Genomic DNA, 22,365 nt, shown 5'->3' on the forward strand with positions numbered 1-22,365 from the left:
GCTTTTTTGGGCGAAATGCTGACGAAAAACAGGTCATCGTCAGTTTTGACGTGACGAAAAGCCCGGAGATGTGACGCCGATTATAAAAACGGCAGCGAAAAATGGATTTGTCGTCGCCCGCTTGCACAATCGACCAGACTGACACTATTCCCGCCAGGCAGAGGTAAACCATGAAACCGGTCATTTTAGTGATTGATGATGACGTCGCGATCTGCGAGCTGCTGAGCGACGTGCTCGGCGCCCACGCGTTTGAGGTGGTGGCCTGCCAGAACGGCGGCGAAGCGCTGGCGACGGTCGCCCGGCGCGCAGATATCGCGCTGGTGCTGCTGGATATGATCTTGCCGGATACCAATGGATTGCTGGTGTTACAACAGCTGCAGCGCACGCGGCCTGAGCTACCGGTGATAATGCTTTCCGGGCTGGGAAGCGAATCGGATGTGGTGGTCGGGCTGGAAATGGGCGCCGACGATTACATCGCCAAACCGTTTAATGCCCGGGTAGTGGTGGCGCGCGTAAAGGCGGTGCTGCGGCGCAGCGGGGCGATCGGCGCGGAAAGCCTCGTGCCGGGCGGGGAGCATGGGCTGTTGTTTAACGGCTGGCGGCTGGATACCCGCCGCTGTGAGCTGTTTAATCCCCAACAGCAGAGCGTGGCGTTAACCCAGGGGGAGTATGGATTGTTGCTGGCGCTGGCGCAAAACGCCCGCCGGGTTCTGAACCGTGAACAGCTGCTGGCGCTGACCCATAATGAGAGCATGGAGGTATTCGACCGCACGATCGATGTGCTGATCATGCGCCTGCGGCGTAAAGTTGAGGTCAATCCGCATCAGCCCACCTTGATTAAAACCCTGCGCGGGCTGGGCTACGTTTTCGCCGCTGACGTTATCCATAACGACAAAGCGGCGTAGGGCGAAAAGAGACCCGGCGCCGCTTTGCCGCGTTATTTCACCGTCCAGCCCTTGTAGCTGCTGACGTTATTTTTATCGATCATTTTCACCGGGATCAGCACCGGCGCGGCTGGCGCGGGCTTGCCCTGCAGAATGTCATAACCAATTTCTACCGCCTTCGCCGCCATGACCTGCGGGTCCTGCGCTGGCGTGGCGACGAACAGGGAATTCTTACGCTTCAGCGCCTCTTCGCCGTCCGGGCTGCCATCGACGCCCACGATAAAGAACTCATTACGTTGCGCCTGTTTCGCCGCCAGATCGGCGCCAATCGCCGTCGGATCGTTAATCGCGAACACGCCGTCAATCTTCGGATTCGCCGCCAGCAGCGACGTCATCACCTCCAGCCCGCCTTCGCGGCTGCCTTTCGCGTTCTGGTTGGCAGAGAGGATTTTGATATCCGGATGTTTTTTGAATTCGGTTTCGCAGCCTTCGACGCGGTTCTGCACCGCGGAAACCGGCGGCCCGTTGATAATCACCACGTTGCCTTTGTTGTTCAGGCGATCGCTAATGTATTTACAGGCCATCGCGCCGGCCTGGGTATTATCGGAGGTGATGGTGGCATCGGCGCCTTCGGCGGCGACGTCAACCGCCACAACCACGATCCCGGCCTCTTTCGCCCGCTTCACCGCCGGGCCGATACCTTTTGAATCAGCGGCGTTGAGGATGATCATATCGACTTTGGCGGCGATAAAGTTATCGATCTGCGCCACCTGCTGCCCCAGGTCGTAGCCGCTCGACACCAGCGTGACCTTCACTTTATCCCCCGCCAGCTTGCGCGCTTCCAGCTCGGCCCCCTTGGTGATTTGCACGAAGAACGGGTTGGCGAGGTCGCCCACCGTCACGCCTATCGCTTGTAGATCTTTGGCCGACGCAAAAGGGGAGGCGGCCAGCAGCGCGCCGGCACACAGCGCGGTCACTATCGGTTTTAAACGCATTCGCTTTTCCTCGCAGGTAAGATGTTGTTGTTATGCACTTTGATGGTGTCGGGTACGGTATTTGTCGATCAGCACCGCTATGATGATCACCGCCCCTTTGATCACCAATTGCCAGAAGTAGGAGACGCCCATCAGCGTCATGCCGTTGTTGAGGGTGGCGATAATCAGCGCCCCCACCAGCGTACCGGTGATGGTGCCTATACCGCCGACGAAACTGGTGCCGCCGAGGATCACCGCGGCAATGGCGTCCAGCTCATAGCCGACGCCGAGGTTGCCGTTGGCGCTGTACAGCCGCGAGGCGCTCATCACCCCGCCGAGCCCGGAAAGCAGCCCGCTCATGCCGTAGACGAACAGCAGCACCAGCCAGACTTTAATCCCCGTCAGCCGCGCCGCCTGCATGTTGCCGCCAACGGCGTAAATATGAATACCGAGGGTGGTGCGGCGCAGGATAAACCAGCACACCGCCACGACCGCCAGCGCTATCACCACCAGCCACGGCACCGGGCCGAGATAGTTATTGCCGATCCATTCAAAACTAATATCGGAGTTAATCACCGTGGTGCCGTCGGCCAGCAGATAGGCGGCGCCGCGCAGCGCGGTGTAGGTGCCAAGGGTGACAATAAACGGCGGTAGTCCGGCGAAGGCCACCAGCGCGCCGTTGAACAGCCCGAGCAGCAGGCCGAGCATCAGCGCCGCCGGAATCGACAGCATCGCGAATGGCGGGATGAGCGATACCACCATCGCCGCAACCGCGGTGGTGCCGAGTATTGACCCCACCGACAGATCGATACCGCCGGTAAGAATAATAAAGGTCATCCCCGCCGCCAGCACGATGTTGATGGAGGACTGGCGGGTAATATTCAGCAGGTTGCTTTCGGTAAAGAAGTTCGGCGCGACGAAGCCGAACACCGCGACGATCAGGATTAAAATCGGCAGGATGCCGACGGTTTGCATCAGGTCGCCCATCAGCATTTTTTTTGCCGAGGCGGATTTCGCCGCCGGCGCGGAGGTCTCTTTCGGTATGCTCATGCTTGTCCTGCCTTTAGGTGAGAATCGTTCACGCCGGTCGCCAGCGTCATAATGCTTTCCTGACTGATCTCGCCAACCTGCAACTCGCCGGCGATAGCGCCTTCGCGCATCACGTATACCCGGTCGCTCATGCCTACGATTTCCGGCAATTCGCTGGAGATCATTAAAATGGCGACGCCCTGGCGGGCCATCTGATTCATGATGCGGTAAATCTCGCTTTTGGCGCCGACGTCAACGCCGCGGGTCGGTTCATCCAGGATGAGAATGCGCGGGCCGATCGCCACCCAGCGTGAAATCAGCAGCTTTTGCTGATTGCCGCCGGAAAGCCCGCCGGCGCGTACCTGAGCATGCGGGACGCGGATGTTCAGCAGCTGGATGGCGTCATCGGAGATGGCTTGCGCCTTCTTCCGGTCGAGCATTCCCCAGTTGGCGTCGCGCTCAAGCGTCGCCATGGTGATGTTCTCCTGCGCCGCCAGTTCGAGAAACAGCCCCTGTTCTTTACGGTTTTCGGTCAGAAAGCCGATCCCGAGGTCAATCGCTTCGCGCGGCGAGTGAATAACCACCGGTTCGCCGTCGATTTCAATGACGCCGCCCGTCGCTTTGCGGACGCCGAAAATCAGTTGCGCCAGCTCGGAACGCCCGGCGCCGACCAGCCCGGCGAGGCCAACGATTTCCCCGGCGTGCACCACCAGGCTGCTGGGATGCACTTTGCCGCCGTCGCTGAGATCCTGCACCCACAGGCGCGGCTGGCCGCGCGGGATATCGCGCTCTTTATTGAACAGATCGCTAAGCGGACGGCCAACCATCATGCGCACTAATTCGGGGGCGCTAAGGTGGTCGCGGGTGAGGCTGCCGACATACTGGCCATCGCGCAGCACGCTGACCCGGTCGGAGAGTTCATACACTTCGGCCATGCGGTGGCTGATATAGATGATTGCCATCCCTTCATCGCGCAGGCGTAAAATCAGCTCAAACAGGCGCTGCGTTTCTCGCGAGGAGAGGGCGGCGGTAGGTTCATCCATCACCAGAATGCGGCTGTTGCGATGCAGCGCGCGGGCGATTTCCACCTGCTGCTGTTCGGCGATAGTCAGCTTCATCACTCGGTCGCTGGCTTTGAACTGCGCGCCGAGCCGGTCGATAACCGCCTGCGCCTGGGACTCCATCTCTTTACGCTGTACCAGACCGCCGCGGGAAAGCTCGCTGCCGAGGAAAATGTTTTCCGCGACGGTGAGATTCGGCGCCAGCTGCATCTCCTGATAGATAAGCGTAATCCCTGCCGCCAGCGCATCCTTCGGGCCTCTGATCGTCTGTGGTTGTCCGTCGATCAGGATCTCGCCGCTGGAGGCGGTATAGGCGCCGGCGAGGATCTTCATCAACGTACTTTTTCCCGCGCCGTTTTCGCCCATCAGCGCGTGGATCTCGCCGGGCCAGACCGTCAGATCCACCCCTTTCAGCGCATAAAATTTGCCGAAAACTTTGGCGATGTTGCGCATGGATAGCACCGGTGTTCCCTGCATGCCTGCTCTCCTGGCTGCGTTGTCGATGTCGGCACTTCATCACCGCAACGTAAATGAGTGATGTCATCGGCCATTCATAATTGTCATATTTTTGAATAGTTAATGCAGATCACAATTACGCCAAGAAATTTTCTTCACCTTCGGCGACAGTCCGGGAATGATGGGAGAAAACGCCTGACCGGAGTCGCCATGCCTTCTCGCCATCCGTACTTTTTCGTTAGCGCCCGCGGTCGCCTGCTGTCATTTAACTTGTTGATGGTGGCGGTGACATTAATGGTCGCCGGAGTGGCGATTTTCGGTTTTCGCCATGCCAGTCAGTTGCAGGAGCAGGTGCAGCTGCAAACGCTTAGCGACATGAACGGCAGTATGAATCTGGCGCGTGATACCGCTAACGTCGCCACCGCGGCGGTGCGGTTGTCGCAGGTGGTTGGCGCGCTGGAGTATAAAAGCGAAGCGCAACGGCTGCTGGAAACCCAACAGGCGCTGAAGCATTCGTTGGGCCAGTTGGCCTCGGCGCCGTTAGCCCGGCAGGAACTGGCGCTGGTAGCGAGCATTATTCGCCGTAGCAACGAGCTGCAGCAGAGCGTCGCCGGCATGCTGGAACGCGGGCAACGCCGCCATCTGCAGCGCAATGAACTGCTGAGCGCGCTGTATCAAAACCAGAGCTATTTGCGCCATTTGCAGGATCTCAACGATCGCGATGGTAAACCGGCGATCGATCCTCAGCGTTTAAACGAGATGGACCGGTTGATCGTCGCCGCGATACACACTGCGACGCCGCGCTCGATCGTCCTGCAGCTCGATGACATCAGACGCTTTTTACCGCGCAACGATAGCGATTCTGCGCTGGCGTTTATCCTGCCGGATTTCAACGCCGAACTGGCGCGGCTGGCGCCGCTATCGGCGCAGCTTGAAGAGAGCGATCTGGCGATCGGTTGGTATATGTTTCATATCAAAGCGCTGGTTGCGCTGCTTAATGGCGATATTAATCAATATGTTGCCAGAGTCGCTCAAGCTTCGGAGGCGCGAGCGGCGCAAAGCCACCAGCAGTTGCGCTCCATCAGCACGTTTATCCTGCTGGCCGCGCTGCTGGCGCTGGCGATCACCGGGTGCGCTGGCTGGTATATCTATCGTAATCTTGGCCTCAATCTGAACGCGATATCCGGCGCGATGTCGCGGCTGGCGCACGGCGAGCAGAACGTGACGGTTCCGGCCCTGCAACGGCGTGATGAGCTTGGCGAACTGGCGCGCGCCTTTAACGTTTTCGCCCGTAATACCGCTTCCCTTGAACACACCACCCGCCTGCTGCGGGAGAAAACCACCCAGATGGAGATCGACCGCCTTGAGCGACAGGGGCTGGAGGAGGCGCTGCTGCATAGCCAAAAAATGAAAGCCGTCGGCCAGCTTACCGGCGGCCTGGCCCACGATTTTAACAACCTGCTGGCGGTGATTATCGGCAGCCTCGAACTGGTACAGCCGGATGAGCGCGATGCGCCGCGGATATCGCGGGCGCTGAAGGCTGCCGAACGCGGCGCCTTGCTTACTCAGCGGTTGCTGGCCTTTTCGCGTAAACAGGCGCTGAACCCGCAGGCGGTGGCGCTGCAGCCGTTGCTGGAGAATGTCTGCGAACTGATGCGTCATTCGCTCCCCGCATCGTTGCGTCTCGAAATAGAAGCGCAGTCGCCTGCCTGGCCGGCGTGGATCGATGTCGGGCAACTGGAAAACGCGATTATCAACCTGGTGATGAACGCCCGCGACGCTATGGAGGGGCTGTCAGGCGTTATCGCGCTACGAACCTGGAACCAGCGGGTCACCCGTAGCGATGGACGGCGTCAGGATATGGTGGCGCTGGAGGTGATTGACCACGGCTGCGGCATGTCGCAGGAGATAAAAGCGCAGGTTTTCGAGCCCTTCTTTACCACCAAACAGACCGGTAGCGGCAGCGGTCTTGGGCTGTCGATGGTGTACGGTTTTGTGCGCCAGTCGGGCGGGCGTGTGGCAATTGAAAGCGCGCCGGGGCAGGGCACCACCGTTCGTTTGCAGCTACCGCGAGCCACGGCAGCGGCGGAGGATGAACGAACGCCGTTGGTTAGTGAACCGATGGTGAGCGGCGAGCAGCTGGCGCTGGTGCTGGAGGATGAAGCCGATGTGCGCCAGACGCTATGCGAGCAGCTGCATCAGCTGGGTTGGCTGACGTTGGAGGCGCAAAGCGGCGAGCAGGCGCTGCAGATGCTGGCGGCCTCCGGGGATATCGCGTTGTTGATTAGCGATTTAATGCTCCCTGGGGGGCTGAGCGGCGCCGAGGTCATTCACGAAGCGCAACGCCGCTTCCTGGCGGTGGCACTGCTATTGATTAGCGGCCAGGATTTGCGCCCGGCGCATAATCCGGCGTTGCCTGAGGTTGAACGACTGCGCAAGCCTTTCACCCGCACGCAGCTGGCGCAGGCGTTGCGTGCGGCGATGGCGCGGATTTGAGATTCCTCCGCTACACGTGGCAAATAGGGTTGATTAAGGTACCACCAGTACCCTGATGAGACTGGCCACGATGAAACGTTACGCAACCGCTCTGTTTTTTTGCACGCTGGCGCTGAGCAGCCAACTGGCCCATGCCGATATTATTGACGACGCTATTGGTAATATTCAGCAAGCCATCAACGATGCCTACAATCCGGGCAGCAGCCGTTCCGACGACGACGACGGGCGCTATGACGACGGACGCTACGATGACGGCAGCTATCAGGGCAGCCGCCAGCAGCGTAGGGATAACCAGCAGCAATATAACGATCGCCAGCGCCAGCTTGACGACCGCCGTCGCCAGCTGGATGAACGCCAGCGCCAGCTTGATAGCGATCGTCGCCAGCTGGAGAGCGACCAGCGCCGTCTCGACGACGATTACTGATTTTCCATTGCCATGACGCCGGTTATTCCAGCACGATCTCCATGCCGTCGTATCCCGCCTCGAAACCTTTTGGCAGCGGGTTATCCATCATCCAGCGGTCGAACTGATGGCTGATATGGGTGAGGATCACCCGCGGGCAGCCAAGTACCTGGTTCAGCGCGCGCACGGTATTCAAGTCGCTGTGGTTGCGCGGCGTCTCTGTTCTGGGCTCGTGGCTGCAATCGATGACAATCACCTGCGGCTGATTATTAAGTAAAAACTTCAGCGTCTTCTCCGGTAGCCCGGCGGTATCCGCAAGCCAGGCCACCCGGCTGTGCGCCGACTCCAGCAGATAGCCGTAGGTCAGCTTCGAGTGGATTAACGGCAGCGGCGTGACCTGTAGACCCTGTAATTCAAATATCGTGAAGGGGATAACGGTGTGGCTAAAATCGAGGATGCCGGGGTGTTTAAACAGATCGTCGCAGCCGATGTCATCCGGCGGGCCGTACACCGCAATCGGATCGCCCACCCCCCAGCGCAGGGGGAACAGCCCCTGCACGTGATCCATATGGTAATGCGTCAATAAAATCTGCTGGAAGCTGCCAGCGGGCTGGCGTTCCGCCAGATCCGCCAGCCCGGCGTCGAGCAGCGTGACCGCATGGTTAAAGCGCACCACCGCGCTGCAGGGGCGGCGGCGATAGCGTGCATCGACGCGGGCGCGCTGGCAGGCGGCGCAGTCGCAGCCGAAGACCGGCACCTGCTGGGCGCCGCCGGTGCCGGTCAGGCGGATCGTCAGGCTCATCGTATTACCTTACCCTCAGGCATGCTGATTCTCTTCACGTCCGGCGTGCTGGCGCAACAGCTGGAAGAAACGCTCTACCGATTGCCCAAGGCTGCCGTCGTTATTCAACGTCAGGCAATCGGCCGGTTTATAGCGCGCGGCGCGTTGCAGGCGTTGGGTGATTTCCACGGCATTTTCCCGGCCGCGCTGTTCAAGCCGCTGGCGCAACACCGATGGCGAGACTTCGAGACAAATCGGTACCAGCACGTCATCGTAACGTTCCCGCGCCTGCGCCAGATGCGCGCGCGAGCCGTTGGCGACCACATCAAAACCGGCATGCAGCCAGAGGTCGATCTCTATGCCGACGCCATAGTAATTATTGTTGGCATGCCAGCTTAGCGCGAAAAGATTACGCTCGGCGCGGGTGAAAAACTCATGCTCGCTCAGCGCAATATGGTTCTCGCAGCCCGCCTGGTGCGGGCGGGTGATGTAGCGATGCGCGACCAGCAGTTGCGGATGCTCACGCTGGCGCAGCGCGGCCAGCAGACTATCTTTTCCCGACCCGGAAGGGCCGACCAGCCAAATCAGTTTTCCAGGCATTAAAAGACCCTCTTTCCCTGACGCCAGACGTGATCGATATGGACGTGCTCGCCGCGGCGGTGCGCCAGTACCAGATCGGCGCGTTTGCCTTCGGCGATGACGCCGCGGTCATGCAGACCCAGCGCCTGCGCCGGATGTTTGCTGACCAGACGGATAGCCTGCGCCAGCGTGAAAGCGTTGTCGTCGCTATCGGCGATACGGAAAGCGGCATCAAGCAGGCTGGCGGGGTAGTAGTCGGAAGAGAGAATATCTAACAGGCCGCTGGCGGCTAGTTGATGCGCGGCGACATTGCCGGAATGCGAGCCGCCGCGCACGATATTCGGCGCCCCCATCAACACATTCATTCCATGCTGGCGCGAAGCCTGCGCGGCGGCCAACGTGGTAGGAAATTCGGCGATCACGCTGCCAAGCTGGTGGGATTCGGCGACATGTTCATGAGTGGCGTCGTCGTGGCTGGCGAGAGCGATTTGGCGTTCCCGGCACATCGCGGCGATAGCCTGGCGATTAGGCTGCGACCAGGCCGCCGCCAGCGCCATTTGCTCCTCTTCGAAGCGTTGCATCTGCTCGCCGCTGAGCTGATATTTGCCCTGATAATATTCGCGATATTTTTCGCGGTTGGCGAACTGGCGTTGACCCGGCGAATGGTCCATCAGCGACACCAGAGTGACCGGCTCGCGGTCGACCAGCTTTTCAAACAGCGGCAGAGTGGTGTGGTGCGGCAGTTCACAGCGCAGATGCAGGCGGTGCTCGGCGCGGTTAAGCCCGCGTTTTTGCGTTTCTTCCACCGCGTTGATCATCTTTTCCAGATTCTCAAGGCGGTCGCCGCCGTCGCGCACGTCGCCAATCGCCACGGCGTCGAGTACGGTGGTGATGCCGCTGGCGACCATTAAAGCATCGTGGCTGCTCATCGCCGAGTGTGCTGGCCAATCAACCTTTGGCCGCGGGGTGAAGAATTTATCCAGGTTATCGGTATGGAGTTCGATAAGCCCCGGCAGCAGCCAGCCGCCTTCGCCATCGAGGGCGCCGGGCTGCCGGCTCTGGCTTTCGGCAAAGGCGTAAATCCGCCCCTCCTGCACTTCCAGCGAACCGTCGATGGTTTCGTCTTCCAGTACCAGCTTTACGTTATTGATTATCATACTGTGATACCCATTGGGTGCAGGCGGTCGGCGACCTGACCGCGTACCGTTTCATCATGGAAAATACCGACGATGGCCGCGCCGCGGGCTTTAGCCTGCTGGATCAGCGCCACCACCGCGGCGCTGTTGTTGGCATCCAGCGAGGCGGTGGGTTCATCAAGGAGTAAAATCGGATAGTCGACCGCAAAACCGCGGGCGATGTTGACCCGCTGCTGTTCGCCGCCGGAAAAGGTGGATGGCGCCAGATGCCACAAACGCTCCGGCACGTTGAGATGGCTCAGCAGACGGGCGGCTTTAGCGGCGCTCTCTTCGCGCGGCGTCCCGAGCTCAAGCAGCGGCTGCATGACGACTTCCAGCGCGGATATCCGCGGGATCACCCGCAGAAACTGGCTGACCCAACCGATGGTGGTTTTACGCACTTCCAGCACCTTGCGCGGCGTGGCGGTCACCAGATCCACCCATTCGTCGCCGTGGCGGATATGAATATGACCGCTGTCCGGCAGATAGTTAGCGTACAGCGAACGCAGCAGCGTCGATTTGCCGCTGCCGGAATGGCCGTGCAGCACCACGCACTCCCCGGCGTTAACGGAGAGCGAAGCGTCGGCGAGCACCGGCAGACGCACGCCGTGCTGTTGGTGCAGAACAAAGGTTTTATGGATGTTTTCAACGCGGATCATTTTAGCCCTCTCGGGGTTGGAGTGCCGGGTGGCGCTTCGCTTACCCGGCCTACGAATAACGCACCTGTAGGCCGGATTAAGGCGCAGCCGCCATCCGGCAAGACAGCATCAATTCTGCAACACCGACGACACCAGCAGTTGGGTGTAAGGATGGTGCGGATCGTCGAGCACCCGGTCGGTTAAGCCACTTTCCACCACCTGTCCTTGTTTCATCACCAGCAGACGGTTCGCCAGCAGGCGAGCGACGCCGAGATCGTGGGTGACGATCACCACCGCCAGACCCAGCTCCACCACCAGCCCGCGCAGGAGATCGAGCAGGCGCGCCTGTACCGAGACGTCCAGCCCGCCGGTGGGTTCATCCATAAACACCAGTTTCGGCTGCGTCACGAGATTGCGGGCGATTTGCAAGCGCTGCTGCATACCGCCGGAAAAGGTGGTCGGCAGGTCGTCGATGCGGGAAGGCGGGATCTCCACCTCCTGCAGCCAGCGTTCGGCGGTGGCGCGAATGTCGCCGTAGTGGCGGGCGCCGGTCGCCATCAGCCGTTCGCCGATGTTGCCGCCCGCCGAGACCTGGCGACGCAGGCCGTCCATCGGGTGCTGATGCACAACGCCCCATTCGGTGCGTAGCAGGCGGCGGCGTTCGGCTTCGCTCATGGCGTACAGCGAGCGCTGTTGATACCGCACTTCACCCTGTTGCGGCACCAGACGAGCGGAAATCGCTTTCAGCAGCGTGGTTTTACCGGAGCCGGATTCGCCGACGATACCGAGCACTTCGCCCGGCCACAGCTCGAAAGAGACATCGCTAAAACCTTTGCCCGGCGCATAGAGATGGGTCAGGTGATTGACTGCAAGTAACGGCTGGCTCATTTTTTCTGCGCCTCGCTCTGTTGGCGGCAATAATCGGTATCGGAGCAGACAAATATCCGCTGGCCGCTGTCATCCAGCACCACTTCGTCAAGATAGCTGTGATGCGAACCGCAAATGGCGCAGGGTTCATCCCACTCCTGCACGCTAAACGGATGATCGTCGAAATCGAGGCTTTCGACTGCGGTATAGGGCGGCACCGCGTAGATACGCTTTTCGCGCCCGGCGCCGAACAGCTGCAGCGCCGGCATCATGTGCATTTTGGGGTTATCGAATTTCGGGATCGGCGAAGGGTCCATCACGTAGCGGCCGTTCACCTTCACCGGATAGGCGTAGGTGGTGGCGATGTGGCCGAAGCGGGCGATATCCTCATACAGCTTCACCTGCATTACGCCGTACTCTTCCAGCGCGTGCATGGTGCGGGTTTCGGTTTCACGCGGTTCGATAAAACGCAGCGGCTCCGGGATCGGCACCTGATAGATCAGGATCTGATCTTCCACCAGCGGCGTTTCCGGGATCCGATGGCGGGTCTGGATCAGGGTGGCGTCTTCGGTGCGTTCGGTGGTGGCGACACCGGTTACGCGTTTAAAGAACTGGCGGATCGACACCGCGTTGGTGGTGTCATCGGCGCCCTGATCGATGACCTTCAGTACGTCGTTCTCGCCGATAACGCTGGCGGTCAGTTGGATCCCGCCGGTACCCCAACCGTAGGGCATCGGCATTTCGCGGCCGCCGAAGGGCACCTGATAGCCGGGAATGGCCACCGCTTTCAGTATCGCCCGGCGGATCATGCGCTTGGTTTGCTCATCAAGATAAGCAAAGTTATAGCCAGTCAGTGGGTTAGCCACGTTCGTTCTCCCGTTGCAGGCGTTTCAACAGCGCCAGTTCGGCCTGGAAATCGACATAGTGCGGCAGTTTCAGATGCGAGACGAAACCGGCGGCTTCAACGTTATCGGCGTGCGCCAGCACGAACTCTTCGTCCTGGGCCGGTCCGCTTATCTCTTCGCCGTATTCCGGCGCCTGAAGGGCACGGTCGACCAGCGCCATGGCCATCGCTTTACGCTCGCTCATGCCAAACGTCAGGCCGTAGCCGCGGGTGAAGTGCGGCGGCTCATCCTCTGGATCGACAAAGCCGTTGACCATTTCGCATTCGGTCAGCAGCAGCTCGCCAATATTGACGCTAAAACCCAACTCTTCCGGCACGATTTCCACCTGCACGTAGCCGCTGCGGATCTCGCCGGCAAACGGGTGATTGCGGCCATAGCCGCGCTGGGTCGAGTAGGCCAGCGCCAGCAGATAGCCTTCATCGCCGCGTACCAGCTGCTGCAGCCGCGAGGAGCGCGAGCAGGGATAGACCGGCGGGGTGCGGGTGATATCGTCAGGCGGCGCGCCGCAGTCCGCTTCCGCTTTGGCCAGCCCCTGCTGCGCCAGCAGGTTGAAGACGTGCGGCGTCGGCGGCGTTTCGCTACCGGCTTTCTGCACCGACGGCGGTTCGCCGTTGGCCAGCAGGGTAAAATCGAGCAGGCGGTGGGTATAGTCGTAAGTGGGGCCCAGCAGCTGGCCGCCTGGGATATCTTTGTACACCGCGGAGATGCGGCGCTCGAGGCGCATTCCAGCGGTATCAACCGGTTCGCTGACCGCCAGCCGCGGCAGGGTGGTGCGGTAGGCGCGCAGCAGGAAAATGGCTTCGACGTTATCGCCGCTGGCCTGCTTCAGCGCCAGCGCCGCCAGTTCGCGGTCGGCAATACCGCCTTCGGTCATCACCCGGTCCACCGCCAGGCTGAGCTGTTCGCTTATCTGGTCAACGCTCAGTTCGGGAAGCCGTCCATCGCCCCGTCGTTTCTGCTCTTGCAAGGCGTGAGCGGCGCTAATCGCCTTCTCGCCGCCTTTGACGGCAACATACATTTAGCACACCTCCACGTGGGTGGTACGCGGGATAGCCAGCAGGCGCTCGCCGCAGGTCAGGATCAGGTCAATGCCCAGCGGGAACGGGTGCGGGCGTTCGGTTAATTCGTCGATGATGCAGTCCGGCAGCTGTGGGGCGATCATTCGCTCCTCGGCAATGCCCGCGCCGGTCAGGCGCAGCATGCGTCCGCCGCTCAGGCTGGCTAGTTGAACAATCAGCGTGACGCCGGTTTCCGGCGCCGCCACGGTACCGGCGGAAAGTACATTAAGCTGTTCGGCGCTGATGGTGTCGCAGGCGACGGCAAATACCGCCTGCTGCGGCTGTTCCACCAGCGTCGCGCCGGTATGGAAGCGCAGATTTTGGCTGACCAGATCGTTATGCAGCGCGGCGGCCATCCATACCGGGGTGTCGTGATCGGCCAGGGTCAGCAGCAAGCTGGTGGAGGCGATATTCAATGGCTGCCAGCCGTGCTGAAGCTGCTGCAGAGAGACAATCACTCCCGGCTCGCTCATTGCTTTCAGCAGGCGGCGGAAACTGTGTTGGGCATCCTGCACCGGTAGGGTAAAGGCGGTTTGTAATGTCATGCGTTATCTCCGCGAACCAGAGTAAAGAAGTCGACCCGGCTGGCGTTGACTTCGGCACGGCGGGCGTCGAGGCGCGTGCTGCGTTGTGCTTCCAGCGGGGTAATGAGGGTTTCCATTAAGGTGTGAAAATAGTGAGGCGATTGCAGCAGGCCATCGATCGCCGCGCAGCGTTCGGCGTGGGGGCGGTCGCGGCCCAGAATCCAGCTGTAGCCGAGGGTGCCATCGGCCAGGCGTACGGCGGCGCGGGTCAGAGTGGCGTCACCGGCAAAGAAACGATCGCCGATGCCGCCCATACGCGCCTGGAGCTGTACCAGCCCGGTTTCCGGGGCACGAATTAATTCATACTCCGGCGCCAGCCGCAGCGATTGCATGCGCGCCAGAAGGTCCTGCGGTTCACTGTGGGCCAGCACGGACATCCAACGCTGGCGGGTGGCGGTATCGAAGTGCATTCAGTGCTCCATGGTGAATTCAATCATGTCGGCGCGGGTCAGGCTGACGGAGTACTCCGTCGTGACTGTCTCGCCCTCGCGGCTATTGAGCGTGCGTACGCACAGCAGTGGCGCCATATTGGGGATTTCCAGCAGCTTGCTCTCTTTCGCCTGCGCGCGGCGGGCGCTGATTTTGGTGCGTACACGGGTCAGTTCGATGGCGAGTTGGTCGTGCAGCAGGTCGTGTAGCGAGCCATGGGTGAAGGTTTGCAGCACCGGCCAGAAGCGCAGGTCGGCGAAGTAGTGGTCAATCAAACACAGCGCCACGCCGTTAACCCGGCGCAGGGTGCGCAGATGAATGACGGTTTCGCCTTCGGCGATGCCAAAGGCTTCGGCAACGTGGCTGCTGGCCGGGCGCAGCACCGACAGCAGTTTCTCGCTGGTCGGGTGGCTGCCTTGTTCCAGCAGATTCTGGCTAAAACGCGCCTGGGCGTTGAGCGGGTAGTCGATGGGGCGCATCAATACCAGTACGCCGACGCCCTGGCGGCGCTGGACCCATCCGCGTTCCACCAGCTGATCGATGGCGCGGCGTAGGGTGTGGCGGTTAACTTCAAAGCGCGCCGCCAGCTGTTGTTCCGCAGGCAAATAGTCGCCGCAGCGATAGTGATGGCGCAGCTCCTGTTCAAGCCTGGCGGCAATTTCCTGATACCGGGTGGGGTAACTGGTCGGATGTCTGGATAAGTACATGGTTATCGAGCCTCACTAAGTACCTTGGGGTTCCCCGTTGAGCGTGGGCCGATACTGACGCGTTTTTGTTACATTCCTGTTAAGTCACGATGACCGCAGGATGAAGAGTTAATGCCGGTGAGATGACAGGGCGGAGAAGCCGCCCTGGAGAGAAGATTAGGGTTGTTTGACGACGTTAACCATCCACGGCACGCCGAAACGATCGACCACTTTGCCGAAACCGTGGGCCCAGAAGGTCTCCTGCCATGCCATTTCGATGCGCCCGCCATCGGCCAGCGCCTCAAACCAGTGTTTGCCTTCAGCAATATCTTTCGGCTCCAGCACGAGGACGAATCCCGCGTAATGTTCCATGTCGCTACTGGGGCTATCGCTCAACATCAAAATACTGTCGGCGACCTGCAGGCTGGCGTGGGCGATGCAGTCGGCGGCAAGATGTTGCCCGGAGGCGCAACCATCTTCGGCATCTTGGGCGCTCTGCGGCATTTCGCCGTAGGTGATTTGGTGGATAAGCTGCGCCGCCAGCGCCTGCTGATAGAAGGCGATGGCGGCAGCGCAGTTGCCGCTAAAAGCAATGTAAGGACTCAGGGACATAACCATGACCTCAGATAACCAATGACCCCTAAAGCGTAGTTGGTGACGGGCAAAAGAAGCCAGGCGGCAAAACGGGGTGAATTTTTCTGAAAATGCGTCGCCGCGTGGCGGGAAGGCAGAGACGAAATGAGAATTGATCGCGCGGTTCGGCCTGGAGATTTCGGGAATAATTTTCGCGAAATTAGCAAAATAATTTCGCCGCGATCCGCCGCTGATATTCGGACGTGCCGGCGAGGTTGCCGCCAGCGCCGGAAAAATAATGACGCTGGCGCAAAAAAAATTAATTAGTTCTTTTTGACGAATTCAGATTTCAGCTTCATCGGGCCAAAACCGTCAATTTTGCAGTCGATGTTGTGATCGCCTTCGACCAGACGGATATTCTTCACTTTGGTGCCGATTTTCAGCATGGAAGAGCTGCCTTTTACCTTCAGATCTTTCACCACGGTCACGCTGTCGCCATCGGCAAGTAAGTTGCCGTTAGCGTCTTTTACGATCAGCGCGTCGGCGTCATCGGCCGGCTCGGCATTGTTCCACTCGTGGGCGCATTCCGGGCAGATGTACATGCCGTTATCTTCATATGTGTATTCAGAATGGCATTTTGGGCAGTGTGGAAGTTGCATGGCGTTCCTCGTGATTACTGGGAAAAACAGGACGTTGGTCCGTTAAATAGCGGCTGTGAGCCGAAAGTGCGGCTGATTATAGCGCAATCCCGCACTTTTGTCGGGTATTTTTTCCAGGAAATAACGCAGGGTAATTATTTTGGCTTTACGGAGAATATGCTGAAAAACAGGCGTTAATAAAGTCCATAAATAAACATCGGCGGCGAAACAGAGATTGAACTTATTCATTTTATTTGGCTCTGTAATTAAGCTGGGCGAATTTTTCGTGAAGTTGATCCCAAATTTAAACGCTGGTAGGGTAAAAAGGGATGTAAGTAAATTCGTCACTGCTTATTTGGTAAGTGAATTATTAATTTAAGGCCAGAGCAGGCGTCAACAGGTTCGGTTGTACACTCTGTCAGAAAGACAGTGCAGGCAAACCTGCTACGCTTGAAATGTGGAGCACAGCACTTCGCCGCTCCCAACGTACGTCGCGAATGACCTCGTCATTTGGCGAGGAGTCGTGCGCTCAAGGCGATAGCACAGAGGAAAAGTATGCTTAAAAGGAAAAAAATAAAGCCGATTACGCTTAGGGATGTCACCATCATCGATGATGGTAAGTTGCGAAAAGCCATCACCGCGGCCTCGCTCGGTAATGCGATGGAGTGGTTCGATTTCGGTGTGTATGGTTTTGTGGCTTATGCCCTTGGTAAAGTCTTCTTCCCCGATGCCGATCCCAGCGTGCAGATGATTGCCGCGCTCGGTACTTTCTCGGTTCCTTTCTTGATTCGTCCGCTCGGCGGCCTGTTCTTCGGGATGCTCGGCGATAAATACGGTCGACAAAAAATCTTAGCGATCACCATCGTTATCATGTCGATAAGTACATTCTGTATCGGTCTTATTCCGTCGTATGCCACCATTGGTATCTGGGCGCCGATTCTGCTGCTGCTGTGTAAAATGGCGCAGGGCTTCTCGGTGGGCGGCGAATATACCGGGGCGTCGATCTTCGTAGCCGAATACTCGCCTGACCGTAAACGCGGGTTTATGGGCAGCTGGCTGGACTTCGGTTCGATTGCCGGCTTCGTAATGGGCGCAGGTGTGGTGGTACTGATTTCCAGCGTCGTGGGTGAAGAGAACTTCCTCGACTGGGGCTGGCGTATCCCGTTCTTCCTGGCGCTGCCGCTAGGGATTATCGGCTTGTACCTGCGTCACGCGCTGGAAGAGACGCCGGCGTTCCAGCAGCACGTGGATACCCTTGAACAGGGCGACCGCGAAGGTCTGCAGGAAGGTCCGAAGGTCTCCTTTAAAGAGATTGCCACCAAGCACTGGCGCAGCCTGCTGACCTGTATTGGTCTGGTGATTTCCACCAACGTGACCTATTACATGCTGTTGACCTACATGCCGAGCTACCTGTCGCATAACCTGCACTACTCGGAAGATCACGGCGTACTGATTATTATCGCCATCATGGTCGGCATGCTGTTTGTCCAGCCGGTTATCGGCATGCTGAGCGACCGTTTTGGCCGCCGTCCGTTTATCCTGGTGGGTAGCGTCGCGCTGTTCACGCTGTCTATCCCGGCCTTTATCATGATTAACAGTAACGTGATTGGCCTGATCTTCGCCGGTCTGCTGCTGCTGGCGGTGGTGCTGAACTGCTTTATCGGCGTGATGGCCTCATCGCTGCCGGCGATGTTCCCGACCCACATCCGCTTCAGCGCCCTGGCCAGCGCCTTTAACATCTCGGTGCTGATCGCCGGTCTGACGCCGACGCTGGCGGCATGGCTGGTGGAAACCACCCAGAACCTGATGATGCCGGCTTACTATCTGATGGTGATTGCGGTGATTGGCCTGATTACCGGCCTGTCGATGAAAGAGACCGCTAACCGTCCGCTGAAAGGGGCGACACCGGCGGCGTCCGATATCCAGGAAGCGAAAGAAATTCTGGGCGAGCACTACGATAACATCGAACATAAAATCGAAGATATCGATCAGGAAATCGCCGACCTGCAGGAAAAACGCGCCCGTCTGGTACAGCAGCATCCACGTATCAACGACTAACCGTTTTAAGCTGTGAAAAATGCCGCCGTGGGAGACCCCGGCGGCATTTTTTATGGCTGCGGCGACGCGAGGCTGTGGCGGCGCTGCTGGCTCAATTTACGGTACTGCTGCGGCGGCATGCCGACATAGCGGGTAAAGGTACTGTAGAAGCGGCTGCTGGAGCGGAACCCGGCGGTGAGGGCGATATCAAGAATGGTCTTATCGGTATCGCTCAGCAGCGCGCGCACGTGATTGATGCGCATGGCGGTAATGTACTGCTTCATGGTCTGCTGCATCACCCGCTGAAAAACGCCCATCGCGTAGTTCGGGTTGAGTTTAACGTGCTCGGCGACGGCATCGACGGTCAGCGCCTGGTCATAATGGGCGGCGATAAATTCCAGCATCTGGCTAACGTAAAATTGTGCGTGGCGCGAGACGCTGTTCTTGTGCGTGCGCGAGGTCTTATTGACCAGAATCGGCTGCCAGCCGGCGAGGCTCAGCCGCTTGAGCATCAGGGCGATTTCATCGATCGCCAACTGGCGAATCTGTTCATTCTCGTGATTCAACTCCTGCTGCCAACGGCGCACTTCAAAAGCGCTTAACTGCTGGGCGGCGAGAGATTTAATCACCATCCCGTGGGTGACGTGGTTTATCAGTTCGCGATCCAGCGGCCACGACAGAAACAGATGCATCGGCAGGTTGAATATCGCCATCTGCTGGCAGTCGCCGGGGCGGGTCAACTGATGCGGCGTACAGGCCCAAAACAGGGTGATATAGCCTTTCTCAATGCGCACCACTTCATTGTTAATCAAATACTCCACGTCGCCGTCGAACGGCACGTTGACCTCTACCTGGCCGTGCCAGTGGCTGGTGGCCATGGCGTGCGGGGGGCGCAGTTCGATATCCATGCGCTGATACTCGGAATAGAGCGCCAGCGGGCTGCGGCTCTGCTTTTCATCGCTGCTGCACATGTGCGGGTCGGGGGGCAGGGAAGTGAAGCGGTGTTCCATCATGGGCGGATTCCTGGATCGTCAGAGTGGCTGCGTTTTTAGCCTGAACTGATTACAGCTTAGCGGAATCATCGGCCCGTTTTCTCTCCTTTTAAGCCGATCTATTCCCAAAAACTCAGATTTTGTGGCGTTCAATGGCCGATCTGAGTTTCCGGGAATGCTCCGGTGGGAACGGGGCAGCGCAGCGACGAGCGGCATGCCACTCTGAAAGTGTTCAATGACCTGATGGAGAGAGCGCGATGTCCGCCCCAAAAATTACCTTTATCGGCGCCGGTTCGACGGTGTTTGTTAAAAATATTCTCGGTGATGTTTTCCAGCGCCCGGCGTTGAAATCGGCGCATATCGCGCTGATGGATATCGACGAAACCCGGCTGGAAGAGTCGCATACCGTGGTGCGAAAGCTGATGGATTCCGTCGGTGCGAATGGCGAAATTAGCTGCCATCGCGATCGTAAAACCGCCTTGCGCGACGCCGATTTTGTCGTCGTCGCCTTCCAGATTGGCGGCTATGAACCCTGTACTGTCACCGATTTCGAAGTCTGTAAACGCCACGGCCTTGAGCAGACCATTGCCGATACGCTGGGACCGGGAGGCATTATGCGCGCGCTGCGCACTATCCCGCACCTGTGGGCTATCTGCGACGACATGACCGAGGTTTGCCCAAACGCCACCATGCTTAACTACGTTAATCCGATGGCGATGAACACCTGGGCGATGTACGCCCGCTATCCGCATATCAAGCAGGTGGGTCTGTGCCACTCGGTGCAAGGCACAGCAGAAGAGCTGGCGCGCGATCTTAACCTCGACCCGGCGGATTTACGCTACCGCTGCGCGGGGATTAACCATATGGCGTTCTATCTGTCGCTGGAGAAAAAGCTCGCGGACGGCAGCTACGTCAGTATCTATCCCGACCTGCTGCAGGCCTACGCCGAAGGGCGGGCGCCGAAACCGAACCTGCATGGCAATCCGCGCTGCGAAAACATCGTCCGCTATGAGATGTTCAAAAAGCTGGGCTACTTTGTCACCGAATCGTCGGAGCATTTCGCCGAATACACGCCATGGTTTATCAAGCCGGGACGCGACGATCTTATCGCCCGCTATAAAGTACCGCTGGATGAGTACCCTAAACGCTGCGTCGAGCAGCTGGCCAACTGGCATAAAGAGCTGGAGAGCTATAAAAGCGGCGAGCGGATCGAGGTTAAACCTTCGCGCGAGTATGCCAGCACCATCATGAACGCTATCTGGACCGGCGAGCCAAGCGTGGTGTACGGCAACGTGCGCAACGATAATCTTATCGACAACCTGCCTCAAGGCTGCTGCGTGGAAGTTGCCTGCCTGGTGGATGCCAACGGCATCCAGCCGACGAAAGTGGGCGCGCTGCCGGCGCATCTGGCGGCGCTGATGCAGACCAACATCAACGTGCAGACGCTGCTGACGCAGGCGATCCTCAACGAAGACCGGGATTACGTTTATTACGCCACGATGATGGATCCGCACACCGCTGCGGTGCTGGGGATCGAAGAGATCTACGCGCTGGTGGATGATCTGATCGCCAGCCACGGCGACTGGCTGCCGGCCTGGCTGCACCGCTAATCTTCTCATGCCGCCGGGGGATCTGGCCCGGCGGCGCCTGCCATGCTCTATCAAACGCTAAAGGAGGCGCTGGCGACAGCGACCTGTACCCTATGAGTATTTCAATGACAACAAAGCTCAGCTACGGATTTGGTGCTTTTGGTAAAGATTTCGCTATCGGTATCGTTTACATGTATCTGATGTATTACTACACCGATATTGTTGGCCTATCGGTTGGGGTGGTTGGCACCTTGTTTCTGGTGGCGAGGATCCTTGATGCGATAGCCGATCCGATCATGGGATGGATCGTCAACTGCACGCGATCGCGATGGGGGAAATTCAAGCCGTGGATCCTGATCGGAACTATCACCAACTCGGTGGTGTTGTATATGCTGTTCAGCGCCCATCACTTCAGCGGCGGAGCGCTACTGGCGTGGGTGTGGCTGACCTATCTGCTGTGGGGCTTCACCTATACCATCATGGATGTGCCGTTCTGGTCGCTGGTGCCGACCATTACCCTTGATAAACGCGAACGTGAACAGCTGGTGCCTTACCCGCGCTTTTTCGCCAGCCTTGCCGGGTTTGTGACGGCCGGGGTCACACTGCCGTTTGTCAGCGCCGTCGGCGGCGCCGATCGCGGCTTCGGTTTCCAGATGTTTACCCTGGTGCTGATTGCCTTTTTCGTAATTTCCACCCTCGTTACCTTGCGCAACGTCCATGAGGTTTACTCGTCGGATAGCGGCATGAGCGAGGATTCCAGCCATCTTTCACTGCGTCAGATGGTGGCGCTCATCTATAAAAACGATCAGCTGGCCTGCCTGTTGGGCATGGCGCTGGCCTATAACACGGCGGCGAATATCATTGCCGGCTTCGCGATTTATTACTTTACCTACGTCATTGGCAGCGCGGAGATGTTCCCGTATTACATGTCCTACGCGGGGGCGGCGAATTTACTGACGCTGATCTTGTTCCCTCGACTGGTAAAAGGGCTGTCGCGGCGCATTCTGTGGGCGGGGGCATCGATCATGCCGGTGCTAGGCTGTGGCGTGCTGTTGATGATGGCGCTGAGCGGCGTTTACAACATCGCACTGATTTCGCTGGCCGGGGTGCTGTTGAATATCGGCACTGCGCTGTTCTGGGTGCTGCAGGTCATTATGGTGGCCGATACCGTCGACTACGGCGAATATACGATGAATATCCGCTGCGAAAGCATCGCCTACTCGGTGCAGACGCTGGTGGTCAAAGCTGGTTCGGCGTTTGCGGCCTGGTTTATCGCCATCGTGCTGGGTATCATTGGCTACGTGCCGAATGTTGTGCAGTCGTCCCACACGCTGCTGGGGATGCAGGCGATTATGATTGCGCTGCCGACGCTCTTTTTTGCCCTGACGCTGTTTCTCTATTTCCGTTATTACAAGCTGAATGGCGATATGTTGCGACGTATTCAGATTCACCTGCTGGATAAATATCGTCGGGTACCGGAAAATGTCGTCGAGCCGGAACGGCCGATTGTGGTACCCAATCAGGTGTAAAA

At 58.8% G+C, this 22,365-nt stretch carries 22 protein-coding genes; 6 read left to right on the top strand and 16 right to left on the bottom strand.

From position 1 onward, the window contains the following. Nucleotides 1-170 precede the first annotated feature (170 nt). Nucleotides 171-905 carry a response regulator gene (locus AC2CGP_RS19590; RefSeq protein WP_015704071.1) on the top strand — a complete coding sequence of 245 codons (735 nt, stop codon included), beginning with the start codon at nucleotides 171-173 and terminating at the stop codon, nucleotides 903-905. Nucleotides 906-937: 32 nt separating this feature from the next. On the opposite strand, the gene AC2CGP_RS19595 is transcribed toward AC2CGP_RS19590, so the two are convergent. From AC2CGP_RS19595 to AC2CGP_RS19605, 3 genes are read right to left on the bottom strand one after another with little or no spacing between them, the layout of a single operon-like run. After that, nucleotides 938-1,879: an ABC transporter substrate-binding protein gene (locus AC2CGP_RS19595; RefSeq protein ID WP_015368709.1), complete on the bottom strand. Its 942-nt coding sequence runs from the start codon at nucleotides 1,877-1,879 to the stop codon at nucleotides 938-940. A gap of 30 nt (nucleotides 1,880-1,909) precedes the next feature. Next, a complete protein-coding gene (locus AC2CGP_RS19600; RefSeq protein WP_015368708.1) occupies nucleotides 1,910-2,908 on the bottom strand; it encodes an ABC transporter permease subunit in 999 nt (332 codons plus the stop codon). Further along, nucleotides 2,905-4,425, bottom strand: coding sequence for a sugar ABC transporter ATP-binding protein (locus AC2CGP_RS19605; protein ID WP_032709626.1), 1,521 nt, complete (start codon nucleotides 4,423-4,425; stop codon nucleotides 2,905-2,907). Before AC2CGP_RS19605 ends, AC2CGP_RS19600 begins: the two co-directional genes overlap by 4 nt. Before the next feature lie 189 nt (nucleotides 4,426-4,614). Here AC2CGP_RS19605 and AC2CGP_RS19610 point away from each other — a divergent pair, with 189 nt between their 5' ends. Then, entirely contained in the window at nucleotides 4,615-6,900 is a 2,286-nt protein-coding gene (locus tag AC2CGP_RS19610; RefSeq protein ID WP_484502444.1) for an ATP-binding protein, read from the top strand. Nucleotides 6,901-6,970: 70 nt separating this feature from the next. Next, entirely contained in the window at nucleotides 6,971-7,324 is a 354-nt protein-coding gene (yjdP, locus tag AC2CGP_RS19615; protein ID WP_015368705.1) for a DDRRRQL repeat protein YjdP, read from the top strand. A gap of 22 nt (nucleotides 7,325-7,346) precedes the next feature. On the opposite strand, the gene phnP is transcribed toward yjdP, so the two are convergent. From phnP to AC2CGP_RS19675, 12 genes are all read right to left on the bottom strand, one after another. Next, nucleotides 7,347-8,105, bottom strand: a complete 759-nt coding sequence (gene phnP / locus AC2CGP_RS19620) for a phosphonate metabolism protein PhnP (protein ID WP_047053285.1) — start codon at nucleotides 8,103-8,105, stop codon at nucleotides 7,347-7,349. 15 nt (nucleotides 8,106-8,120) lie between these two features. After that, nucleotides 8,121-8,684, bottom strand: coding sequence for a ribose 1,5-bisphosphokinase (gene phnN / locus AC2CGP_RS19625; RefSeq protein WP_047064255.1), 564 nt, complete (start codon nucleotides 8,682-8,684; stop codon nucleotides 8,121-8,123). Beyond that, complete coding sequence (gene phnM / locus AC2CGP_RS19630; protein ID WP_414466242.1) at nucleotides 8,684-9,820, bottom strand: alpha-D-ribose 1-methylphosphonate 5-triphosphate diphosphatase; 1,137 nt, start codon at nucleotides 9,818-9,820, stop codon at nucleotides 8,684-8,686. The genes phnN and phnM overlap by 1 nt, the downstream gene beginning before the upstream one ends. Next, a complete protein-coding gene (gene phnL, locus AC2CGP_RS19635; protein ID WP_045396513.1) occupies nucleotides 9,817-10,497 on the bottom strand; it encodes a phosphonate C-P lyase system protein PhnL in 681 nt (226 codons plus the stop codon). The genes phnM and phnL overlap by 4 nt, the downstream gene beginning before the upstream one ends. Before the next feature lie 108 nt (nucleotides 10,498-10,605). Beyond that, nucleotides 10,606-11,364, bottom strand: a complete 759-nt coding sequence (phnK, locus tag AC2CGP_RS19640; protein WP_475702416.1) for a phosphonate C-P lyase system protein PhnK — start codon at nucleotides 11,362-11,364, stop codon at nucleotides 10,606-10,608. Further along, entirely contained in the window at nucleotides 11,361-12,209 is an 849-nt protein-coding gene (locus AC2CGP_RS19645) for an alpha-D-ribose 1-methylphosphonate 5-phosphate C-P-lyase PhnJ (protein ID WP_475702415.1), read from the bottom strand. The genes phnK and AC2CGP_RS19645 overlap by 4 nt, the downstream gene beginning before the upstream one ends. Next, a complete protein-coding gene (locus tag AC2CGP_RS19650; RefSeq protein WP_315712196.1) occupies nucleotides 12,202-13,266 on the bottom strand; it encodes a carbon-phosphorus lyase complex subunit in 1,065 nt (354 codons plus the stop codon). The genes AC2CGP_RS19645 and AC2CGP_RS19650 overlap by 8 nt, the downstream gene beginning before the upstream one ends. Continuing rightward, nucleotides 13,267-13,851 carry a phosphonate C-P lyase system protein PhnH gene (gene phnH, locus AC2CGP_RS19655; RefSeq protein ID WP_015368697.1) on the bottom strand — a complete coding sequence of 195 codons (585 nt, stop codon included), beginning with the start codon at nucleotides 13,849-13,851 and terminating at the stop codon, nucleotides 13,267-13,269. It lies immediately after the preceding gene. Then, nucleotides 13,848-14,300, bottom strand: coding sequence for a phosphonate C-P lyase system protein PhnG (phnG, locus tag AC2CGP_RS19660; protein ID WP_047058432.1), 453 nt, complete (start codon nucleotides 14,298-14,300; stop codon nucleotides 13,848-13,850). Before phnG ends, phnH begins: the two co-directional genes overlap by 4 nt. Continuing rightward, the gene (gene phnF, locus AC2CGP_RS19665) at nucleotides 14,301-15,026 is read right to left on the bottom strand and encodes a phosphonate metabolism transcriptional regulator PhnF (RefSeq protein ID WP_117025830.1); all 726 of its coding nucleotides are present in this window, start codon (nucleotides 15,024-15,026) and stop codon (nucleotides 14,301-14,303) included. A 156-nt stretch (nucleotides 15,027-15,182) separates the two neighbouring features. Further along, the gene (gene yjdN, locus AC2CGP_RS19670) at nucleotides 15,183-15,617 is read right to left on the bottom strand and encodes a VOC family metalloprotein YjdN (protein WP_015368694.1); all 435 of its coding nucleotides are present in this window, start codon (nucleotides 15,615-15,617) and stop codon (nucleotides 15,183-15,185) included. 284 nt (nucleotides 15,618-15,901) lie between these two features. Further along, nucleotides 15,902-16,237: a zinc ribbon domain-containing protein YjdM gene (locus AC2CGP_RS19675; RefSeq protein WP_015368693.1), complete on the bottom strand. Its 336-nt coding sequence runs from the start codon at nucleotides 16,235-16,237 to the stop codon at nucleotides 15,902-15,904. 534 nt (nucleotides 16,238-16,771) lie between these two features. Here AC2CGP_RS19675 and proP point away from each other — a divergent pair. Then, on the top strand, nucleotides 16,772-18,274 hold the full coding sequence (proP, locus tag AC2CGP_RS19680) for a glycine betaine/L-proline transporter ProP (protein WP_020079848.1): 1,503 nt from the start codon (nucleotides 16,772-16,774) through the stop codon (nucleotides 18,272-18,274). A gap of 50 nt (nucleotides 18,275-18,324) precedes the next feature. On the opposite strand, the gene melR is transcribed toward proP, so the two are convergent. Next, on the bottom strand, nucleotides 18,325-19,263 hold the full coding sequence (gene melR, locus AC2CGP_RS19685) for a transcriptional regulator MelR (protein WP_032715623.1): 939 nt from the start codon (nucleotides 19,261-19,263) through the stop codon (nucleotides 18,325-18,327). Nucleotides 19,264-19,502: 239 nt separating this feature from the next. Here melR and melA point away from each other — a divergent pair, with 239 nt between their 5' ends. Both melA and melB read left to right on the top strand, forming a co-directional pair. Next, nucleotides 19,503-20,855 (top strand): alpha-glucosidase/alpha-galactosidase, encoded by a 1,353-nt coding sequence (gene melA / locus AC2CGP_RS19690; RefSeq protein ID WP_032709635.1) that lies wholly within the window; start codon nucleotides 19,503-19,505, stop codon nucleotides 20,853-20,855. A gap of 92 nt (nucleotides 20,856-20,947) precedes the next feature. After that, complete coding sequence (gene melB / locus AC2CGP_RS19695) at nucleotides 20,948-22,363, top strand: melibiose:sodium transporter MelB (protein ID WP_020079846.1); 1,416 nt, start codon at nucleotides 20,948-20,950, stop codon at nucleotides 22,361-22,363. Nucleotides 22,364-22,365: the final 2 nt, after the last annotated feature.

The organism is Klebsiella sp. SYXHC3, assembly GCF_057196925.1.

Coding starts and splice junctions, on each gene's coding strand:
- AC2CGP_RS19590 (WP_015704071.1), top strand. CDS start 171: ATGAAACCGGTCATTTTAGTGATTGATGATGACGTCGCGATCTGCGAG.
- AC2CGP_RS19595 (WP_015368709.1), bottom strand. CDS start 1,879: ATGCGTTTAAAACCGATAGTGACCGCGCTGTGTGCCGGCGCGCTGCTG.
- AC2CGP_RS19600 (WP_015368708.1), bottom strand. CDS start 2,908: ATGAGCATACCGAAAGAGACCTCCGCGCCGGCGGCGAAATCCGCCTCG.
- AC2CGP_RS19605 (WP_032709626.1), bottom strand. CDS start 4,425: ATGCAGGGAACACCGGTGCTATCCATGCGCAACATCGCCAAAGTTTTC.
- AC2CGP_RS19610 (WP_484502444.1), top strand. CDS start 4,615: ATGCCTTCTCGCCATCCGTACTTTTTCGTTAGCGCCCGCGGTCGCCTG.
- yjdP (WP_015368705.1), top strand. CDS start 6,971: ATGAAACGTTACGCAACCGCTCTGTTTTTTTGCACGCTGGCGCTGAGC.
- phnP (WP_047053285.1), bottom strand. CDS start 8,105: ATGAGCCTGACGATCCGCCTGACCGGCACCGGCGGCGCCCAGCAGGTG.
- phnN (WP_047064255.1), bottom strand. CDS start 8,684: ATGCCTGGAAAACTGATTTGGCTGGTCGGCCCTTCCGGGTCGGGAAAA.
- phnM (WP_414466242.1), bottom strand. CDS start 9,820: ATGATAATCAATAACGTAAAGCTGGTACTGGAAGACGAAACCATCGAC.
- phnL (WP_045396513.1), bottom strand. CDS start 10,497: ATGATCCGCGTTGAAAACATCCATAAAACCTTTGTTCTGCACCAACAG.
- phnK (WP_475702416.1), bottom strand. CDS start 11,364: ATGAGCCAGCCGTTACTTGCAGTCAATCACCTGACCCATCTCTATGCG.
- AC2CGP_RS19650 (WP_315712196.1), bottom strand. CDS start 13,266: ATGTATGTTGCCGTCAAAGGCGGCGAGAAGGCGATTAGCGCCGCTCAC.
- phnH (WP_015368697.1), bottom strand. CDS start 13,851: ATGACATTACAAACCGCCTTTACCCTACCGGTGCAGGATGCCCAACAC.
- phnG (WP_047058432.1), bottom strand. CDS start 14,300: ATGCACTTCGATACCGCCACCCGCCAGCGTTGGATGTCCGTGCTGGCC.
- phnF (WP_117025830.1), bottom strand. CDS start 15,026: ATGTACTTATCCAGACATCCGACCAGTTACCCCACCCGGTATCAGGAA.
- yjdN (WP_015368694.1), bottom strand. CDS start 15,617: ATGTCCCTGAGTCCTTACATTGCTTTTAGCGGCAACTGCGCTGCCGCC.
- AC2CGP_RS19675 (WP_015368693.1), bottom strand. CDS start 16,237: ATGCAACTTCCACACTGCCCAAAATGCCATTCTGAATACACATATGAA.
- proP (WP_020079848.1), top strand. CDS start 16,772: ATGCTTAAAAGGAAAAAAATAAAGCCGATTACGCTTAGGGATGTCACC.
- melR (WP_032715623.1), bottom strand. CDS start 19,263: ATGGAACACCGCTTCACTTCCCTGCCCCCCGACCCGCACATGTGCAGC.
- melA (WP_032709635.1), top strand. CDS start 19,503: ATGTCCGCCCCAAAAATTACCTTTATCGGCGCCGGTTCGACGGTGTTT.
- melB (WP_020079846.1), top strand. CDS start 20,948: ATGAGTATTTCAATGACAACAAAGCTCAGCTACGGATTTGGTGCTTTT.